This is a genomic window from Variovorax sp. GW458-11-26-14-LB1, assembly GCF_059423965.1.
On record NZ_JBWKYW010000082.1, the window covers coordinates 1 to 7,684 of the forward strand.

A 7,684-nucleotide genomic window follows, 5' to 3' on the forward strand; every position below is an offset into this window, starting at 1 on the left:
CCCACGCCCTGTCCCTTGCCACCCTGTTGATCCTCGGCGCCTGCGGCGGCGGTGGGGGTGGCGGAGGCGGCGGTGGCTTTGCATTCCCCGTCGGTACGGGCGGCAACGGCGGCACGCCGCCCGCCGCCGAGTCGCCCGGCACGTTGAGCGGCACCGTGGCCACCGGCGCGGCCTTTGCCGGCGCCGCGCTCACCGTGTTCGACCAGACCGGCGCCAAGGTCTGCGAAGTGACCGTGCCGGCCGAAGGCACCTACAGCTGCGTGCTGCCCGCGGGCACCAAGGCGCCGCTGGTGATCCAGGCCGTGCGCGACGACCTCACGCTCTACAGTACCACCGCCAGCACCGCCACCGGCACCACCAACGTCACGCCGCTGACCACCGTGGTGGTGGCGCAGCTGTCGCCCAACGGCGATCCGTCGAAGCTGGCCGCCGCGGTGCAGGCCGATGCCGGCGCCGTCACGCCGGGCGCCATCAGCGACCAGGTGGCCAAGCTCGTGGCCGCGCTCAAGCCGCTGCTGGACGCGCTCAACACCAGCATCGACCCGATGAGCGGCACCTTCCAGGCCAACGGCACGGGACAGGACCGCGTGCTCGACACGCTGAACGTCTCGGTGCGCCCCGACGGCACGGCCGCCAACATCGAGATCACCGTCAAGGCGCAGCCCGCGAGCGAAGAGAGCGCGCCGGTGTCCATCGTCTTCCGCACCGGCGAGAGCAGCATCGCGCCGCTGCCCACGGTCGATGCCGCGGCCCTCGTGCAGCCGCCCACGCCGGCGATGGTCAAGGACCTGCTGGACCGCCTCAACGCCTGCTACGCGCTGCCGCTGAACGAGCGCGTGGACAGCACCATCGGCTCCGATGGCAACGCCTTCGGCGAGGCCGCCAACGTGGTCGCGCCGGCCTGCCGCACGCTGTTCGTGGGCGACGACCCGGCCAGCTTCGTCGCGGCCGGCCTGCACATCGGCCGCGCGTCGAGCGGCCCGCGCCGGCCTTTCGAAAGCCTGTTCCGCTTCGGCCCCACCAACCTGAAGCACGACCGCGGCAACTTCGAATACTTCCACCCGGGCGGCGACATCGCGCTCACCTACCGCTGGACCGACAGCGTGGGCAACACCGACAACGACGTGTTCAACGCCAGGATCGTGAATGGCGCGCTCAAGCTCACCGGCAACAGCAACGCCTACCGCGCCGCCGTGCGTCCGCAGCAGGAGCTGAAGGACTTCCTCAAGCACGCGAACCTGAAGTACCACGCCGCGGGCTACAACGTGTCGGTGGACAACGTGCTCGACGGCAACGGCGACTCGATCTTCACGAAGGTGGTGGCCACCTCGTCCGCGCTGCCGGGCCGTGAGCTGGTCCTCGTGCCCCGGGCCGGGCTGACCACCCTGGTGCTCACCACCGACGGCACCGCCAACGGCGCGCTGAACTCCTCGCTGTGGCGCATGGCCGCGCGCTACGTGGACCCGGCGCAAGGCGGCAACCCGAGCAGCGTCGAGCCCGGCAATCTCTTCGCAGCGCCGCAGTTCGACGACACGCAGCTGAGCGCCATTCCCGATCAGGCGGTCTGGAAGCTCGAGTTCTTCCTCGCGGCCGGCGGGCCCAACCCGGTGCAGTACGTGCGCACCTTCTCGCGCGCGCCGACCCTTGCCGAGGCCGTGCAACTGCCGACCGTGGAAATGACGCCCGCCCTGCGCGCCGAGCTGATGCAGGAAATCGACGGTGTCCCGCGCGGCATCGTGTTCGGCGCGCCGGTGCCGTCCGACCCCAGTGCCAACAACATCGACTTCAGCGCCGAGGGCAACCTCGACGGCTGGGCCGTGCCCAGCGGCGCCTACGCCCCGACCACCTTCCTGGTGGCCGGCCGTGGCCCGAACAACAACCGCTTCACCGACTCGATCACGGTGCGCACCTCGGCGCGCAAGGCCGTCATCTACTGCCAGCCGGTGAACTCGCCGAGCGACAACCACTGCGTGAGCGTCGGCAACAACGCGTACCAATACGCGCAGGGCTCGTCGGTCAGCAGCTTCATCTTCACGGCACGCACCGCGCGCCAGGTCGATGTGCGCAAGAACTTCGAGGCGTGGACCTACTCGCCTCCCTGATTCTTTTCCTGCTGTCACCGCATGAAAAAAGCCGCCGGCCCTTTCGGGTCGGCGGCTTTTTCGATGGGAGATCGAAAGGATCAGTCCGCGTACACGCCGGCGGCCTTGATGATCGGACCCCACTTGGCGATTTCAGCCGAGACGAACTTCTTGTGCTCGGCCGGCTCGACGCGCTTGTCGGTGGTGATCACGGCGCCCAGGCCTTCCTGGCGCTTGATGAACGCCGGGTCCTTCATGGCGGCCTTGATGGCCTCGTTGACCTTCTTCAGCACCGGTGCGGGCGTGCCCTTGGGGGCGTACACGCCGTGCCAGATCGACACTTCGAAGCCCTTCAGGCCCGACTCGTCGAGCGTGGGCAGGTCTTTCAGCGCGGGCGTGGTCAGGCGCTTGCTGGTGGTCACGGCGTAGGCCTTGACCTTCTTGGCCTCGATCTGCGACGTGGTGTTGGTGGTCTGGTCGCACAGCAGGTCGATCTGGCCGCCCAGCAGGTCGGCGATGGCCGGCGCGGTGCCCTTGTACGGCACGGGCGTCATCTCGATCTTCAGCGCGCTCTGGAACAGCAGGCCGCACAGGTGCGAGGCGGCGCCCAGGCCGGCGTTGCCCAGGTTGATCTTGCCCTTGTTGGCATTGATCCAGGTCGTCAGTTCCTTGTAGTTGTTGGCGGGCAGGCCGGGCTTGCCGATGAGCGTCATCGGCACTTCATTGACCATGCCGAGGTATTCGAAGTCGTTCTCGACGTTGAACGGCAGCTTGCGGTACAGCGCCGGCATCGTCGACATGCCGATGTGGTTCAGCAGCAGCGTGTAGCCGTCGGGGTTGGCGCGCGCCACCTTGGCGGTGCCGATCGAGCTGCCGGCGCCGGCGGTGTTGTCCACGATGATCGTCGTGCCCAGCGTCTTCTGCAGCGATTCGGCCAGGTCGCGGGCCACGCGGTCGGTCGGGCCGCCGGCCGAGAAAGGCACCACCAGCGTCACGGGCTTGCCTGCGGGGAAATCCTGGGCGTGTGCGCCGACGGCGGCCGCGGCAATCGCCGCGAGGGCAAACAGTTTCTTCATGATGTCTCCGACGGAGTTTTTAAATGGAAAGGGTCGCGATCTTATCGGCTGACCGGGGGCTGACCCATACCGAATAGCCCTTAGGAATGTCACCGTTTTCGCCCCATGCTGGGGCATGATCACGCCCGTCCCGCGCACCCGCGCCGGGGTGACCACAACCACAAACAGGCCAGCCCGACGGGCGGCATCGAGGAGAAGAAACCAATGGATCCCTGGGTCTATCCGCGCGAGCGTTGGCTCGGCAAACTCACGCTCGTTCTGGGCCTGCTGGCCTGGGCGCTGATCGTCGTCGGCACGCTGGGCATCGCGCTGCTGTACGTGCTGCTGGGCTTCATCGGCTACGTGTTCGCGCAGTCGGCGGTCATCGCCTGGATCAAGGGCACGGGCGTGAAGCTGTCGCCCCAGCAGCTGCCCGAGCTGCACGCGCGCTTCGTCGACTGCTGCACCCGCCTGGGCATCGCGCAGCCGCCCGAGGCCTACCTGCTGCACGGCGACGGCATGTTCAACGCCTTCGCCACGCGCTTCTTCGGCCGCAACTTCGTGGTGCTGCTGTCCGACGTGGTCGACGCGATGGAGGCGCAGCCCGACGGCATCCACTTCTACATGGGCCACGAGCTGGGCCACATCCGCCGCGGCCACCTCACGGGCCACATCTGGCGCGCGCCCGTGCTCTGGCTGCCGCTCCTGGGCGCGGCCTATGCGCGCGCCAAGGAATACACCTGCGACCTGCACGGCGCCGCCTGCTGCCGCGAGGTCGACTCCGCGCCGCGCGCGCTGGTGGCGTTGGCCGCCGGCGCGCAGCAGTGGCGCAACGTGAACCTGCAGCGCTACGCCGCCCAGTCGGCCGGCAACCGCGGCTTCTGGGGCTCGTTCCACGAACTCATCGGCGGCTACCCCTGGCTCACCAAGCGCGTCGCGCGCGCCATCGACCCGGGCGCCAAGCTGCCCGAGCGCAACCCGGTGGCGTACCTGCTCGCGCTCTTCGTGCCCTACGCCGGGCGCGCGGGTGGCGGCGCAGCGGGTGTGCTGATCGTGGTGGCTGTCATCGGCGTCATGGCGGCTGCAGCCATCCCCGCCTACCAGGAGTACCAGACCCGCGCCGTCGTCGCGCAGGCCTGGTCCGAGGGCGCGCCGGTGCGCAACGCGCTCACGCGCCACTATGAAGAAAAGGCCGAGATCCCCGACACCCTGGCCGCCGTCGGCCTGCCGGAGAACCTGCCCAACGGCGCGACCCTCACGCTCGACCCCGACAGCATGGTGGTGGAGGTGGCCACGACCAAGGGCACGCTGCGCATGGAGCCGTCGTCGACCGACCGGGGCATTGCGTGGCATTGCAGCGCGGGTGAGGGGTTGAAGGACAAGGCGTTGCCGGCGAGCTGCAAGAAGTAGCCGGTCATTGGCCCTGATGACGTCTCCCGCTTCCATCGCACACGCGTGGCGCCTGCCGCGCGACTTCGCGCTCATCACCGTGGCGGTCGAAGCGGCCATCGTGGGGGTCCGCTTCGGCCGGCAGCTGTGGTCCGGCTCGGAGGACAGCGGCTATGGCCTGGATGTGTGGTTGGGCATGGCGGCCAACCTCGCGATGGCCTGGGTGCTGTCGGCGGCATTGGCCTGGAGCCATGCCCGCCAGGCGCTGGAAGTTCGCGGTGCCGCGCGCCTGGCGCAGCTGCGCGGCCCGCGTGTGCGCCTTGCCGGCGCCTATCTCATCGTGCGGGTGCTCGAGTACTTCGTGCTGAGCCCGTGGCTCTACGGGCTGGAGCTGCTCTACATGCCCGGCGGCCGACTGGTGCAACTGGCGATGCTGGTGCTGGGTGTGTGGCTGGCGACCTGGGTCGCGCTGAGGCAGGGCGCCCGGGCACCGGCCGCGTCGTCGTTCGATGCCGACGCCGAGGCGCCCCCGGGCGCATCGCCGGGCCGGGCCACGGTGGCGCTGTTGATCGCTGCCGTGTCCGCGTCGATCCAGGTGTGGTGCGTGATGGCCGTGGACCCGTGGAACGAGGTCGAAAGGACCTTGAATCGCGTGCTGCCCTTCCTGGGCTGGATCGCGCCGCCGCTGGTGCTCTTTGCGCTGGCGTTCTGGGGCGGGTGGCTGGGCCTCGGCCCCGGACCCGTTCCCGCACGCGTCCGGCCCTTCCGGGCCGTGGCGGCGTCGGTGCTCGCCCTGGTGCTGGTGGTGGCGAGCTGCGCGGCCATCTTTCTGGTGGGGCTGGCGCTGGTGCTCGTGCCGTCGTCGACCAGCATGGCCGGCCTCGGCGGCCTGATCGTGCTGGCCGCCGCCCTCGTGCCGCTCTACTTCGCACTGACCGTGCTGCTCACGCGCTTCATCACGCGCCGCCTGTACCGCCCCTACTTGTAGCTGCGCGCGTCCTCGATCACCTTGCCGTCGTTCGGCAGGGTGCCCGGGGCCACCAGCTCGATGGTGCCGCGCAGCTTGGTCACTTCGCGCACCGCGTCGGCAATGCGTGCGTCGAGCCCGGCCGGGGCGCCTGCGCATTCGAGCTTGAAGGTCATCTGGTCGTCGCCCATCTCGCCCGACACCACGAGCCGCGCGCGCACGATCTCGGGAAAGCGCCGCACGACCTCGGCGACCTGCGAGGGGTGCACGAACATGCCGCGCACCTTGGTGGTCTGGTCGGCGCGGCCGAGCCAGCCCTTGATGCGCTTGTTGGTGCGGCCCGTGGGGCAGGTGCCCGCGAGCACGGCCGAGAGGTCGCCGGTGCCGAAGCGCACCAGCGGGTAGTCGGGGTTGAAGGTGGTGACGACGATCTCGCCCACCTCGCCGTCGGGCACCGGGTCGCCGGTGCCGGGGCGCACGATCTCGACCAGCACGCCCTCGTCGATCACCAGGCCCTGGCGCGCGCTGGTTTCGTAGGCGATGAGGCCCAGGTCGGCGGTCGCGTAGCACTGGATGCCCTGCACGCCGTGTGCGGCGATCCAGTCGTGCAGGCTGGGCGGAAAGGCCTCGCCGGACACCAGCGCCTTGGTGAACCACGGCAGCTTCTGGCCTTTTTCTTCGGCCTTCTCCAGCAGGATCTTCAGGAAGCTCGGCGTGCCCGCGTAGCCGTCGGGCTTGAGGTCGACGATGGCTTCGAGCTGCTGCTCGGTCTGGCCCGTGCCGCCCGCGAAGATGGTGCAGCCCATGGCGTGCGCGCCGCTTTCCATGATCGAGCCGGCCGGCGTCATGTGGTAGCTGAAGCTGTTGTGGATCAGCTCGCCGCTGCGAAAGCCCGCCGCATGCAGCGCCCGCGCGGTGCGCCAGTAGTCGCGTGCCTCGCCCTCGGGTTCGTAGATGGTGCCGGGGCTCGCGAAGATGCGCGGCATGCGCGGCCCGCGCACGATCGACGCAAAACCGCCGAAGGGGTCGTCGGCGCGGCGCGCCTTCTGCAGCTCGAGCAGTTCCGACTTGCGGGTGACCGGCAGCTTGGCGAGGGCTTCGCGCGAGGTGACGTCGCCGGGCTTCACGCCGTCGAGGATCTTCGTGAAGGCGGACGTTGCAGTCTGTGCCTGGGCGATCTGCCGGGGCAGCGCGGCCAGCAGGTCACGTTCGCGTTCGGCGGGGTCGCGGATTTCCAGTTGGTCGTAGTGGTCGTTCATGTCCGTACCCTTCGTCTATCGATTCGGTCGCTCTGGGGTGGGTACTTCAGGCCAGCCAACGCTTGCGGCGCTTGTAGCTCTTCACATCGCGGAAGCTCTTGCGGTCCGCGCCGCCCACGCCGAGGTAGAACTCCTTCACGTCCTCGTTCTCGCGCAGGCTCTTGGCCTCGCCGTCCATCACGATGCGGCCGTTCTCCAGGATGTAGCCGTAGTCGGCGTAGCGCAGCGCCATGTTGGTGTTCTGCTCGGCCAGCAGGAAGGTCACTTTTTCCTTGGTGTTCAGGTCTTTCACGATCTCGAACACCTCTTCGACGATCTGCGGCGCCAGGCCCATCGAGGGCTCGTCGAGCAGCACCATGGTCGGGTTGGCCATCAGCGCGCGGCCGATGGCGCACATCTGCTGCTCGCCGCCCGAGGTGTAGGCCGCCTGCGAGGTGCGGCGCGTCTTCAGGCGCGGGAAGTACGCGTAGACCTTCTCCAGCGTCTCCTGCACCGAGGCCTTGCCGTCGGTGCGCGTGTAGGCGCCGGTCATCAGGTTCTCTTCGATCGTCAGGTGGGCGAAGCAGTGGCGGCCTTCCATCACCTGGATCAGCCCGCGCTTGACCAGCTCGGCCGGCGACAGCGCCTCGATGCGCTCGCCGCGCAGCTCGATGGTGCCCTTGGTCACGGCGCCGCGTTCGCCCGCGAGCAGGTTGCTCACGGCGCGCAGCGTGGTCGTCTTGCCGGCGCCGTTGCCGCCGAGCAGCGCGACGATGCCGCTTTCGGGCACGGTCAGCGACACGCCCTTGAGCACGAGGATCACGTGGTTGTAGATGACCTCGATGCCGTTGACGTTGAGAAGGATCTTGGGTTCGCTCATGGTGTGGTCCGAAGCATTCGCAAGAACGGCACATCGCCGTCCTTGCGAATGGTTCGGACCACACCATGAGCGAA

The 7,684-nt window shown here is 68.9% G+C and carries 6 protein-coding genes; 3 read left to right on the forward strand and 3 right to left on the reverse strand.

What is annotated here, in order from left to right:
* Positions 1–2,102 (forward strand): carboxypeptidase regulatory-like domain-containing protein (locus AC07YS_RS30885; protein WP_495275758.1); only part of this gene is annotated, 2,102 nt, incomplete at its 5' end.
* Positions 2,103–2,182: 80 nt separating this feature from the next.
* Here the strand turns inward: AC07YS_RS30885 and AC07YS_RS30890 are convergent.
* Positions 2,183–3,157 (reverse strand): tripartite tricarboxylate transporter substrate-binding protein, encoded by a 975-nt coding sequence (locus AC07YS_RS30890; protein ID WP_159274813.1) that lies wholly within the window; start codon positions 3,155–3,157, stop codon positions 2,183–2,185.
* 204 nt (positions 3,158–3,361) lie between these two features.
* Between AC07YS_RS30890 and AC07YS_RS30895 the strand changes: the two genes are divergently transcribed.
* The gene (locus AC07YS_RS30895; protein WP_139700553.1) at positions 3,362–4,546 is read left to right on the forward strand and encodes a M48 family metalloprotease; all 1,185 of its coding nucleotides are present in this window, start codon (positions 3,362–3,364) and stop codon (positions 4,544–4,546) included.
* 16 nt (positions 4,547–4,562) lie between these two features.
* Positions 4,563–5,513: a hypothetical protein gene (locus tag AC07YS_RS30900; protein WP_495270150.1), complete on the forward strand. Its 951-nt coding sequence runs from the start codon at positions 4,563–4,565 to the stop codon at positions 5,511–5,513.
* Here the strand turns inward: AC07YS_RS30900 and AC07YS_RS30905 are convergent.
* Positions 5,504–6,751 carry a phenylacetate--CoA ligase family protein gene (locus tag AC07YS_RS30905; protein ID WP_095747134.1) on the reverse strand — a complete coding sequence of 416 codons (1,248 nt, stop codon included), beginning with the start codon at positions 6,749–6,751 and terminating at the stop codon, positions 5,504–5,506. The two genes, AC07YS_RS30900 and AC07YS_RS30905, sit on opposite strands and share 10 nt — an antisense overlap.
* Positions 6,752–6,797: 46 nt before the next feature.
* Positions 6,798–7,610 carry an ABC transporter ATP-binding protein gene (locus tag AC07YS_RS30910; protein WP_062473897.1) on the reverse strand — a complete coding sequence of 271 codons (813 nt, stop codon included), beginning with the start codon at positions 7,608–7,610 and terminating at the stop codon, positions 6,798–6,800.
* Positions 7,611–7,684: the final 74 nt, after the last annotated feature.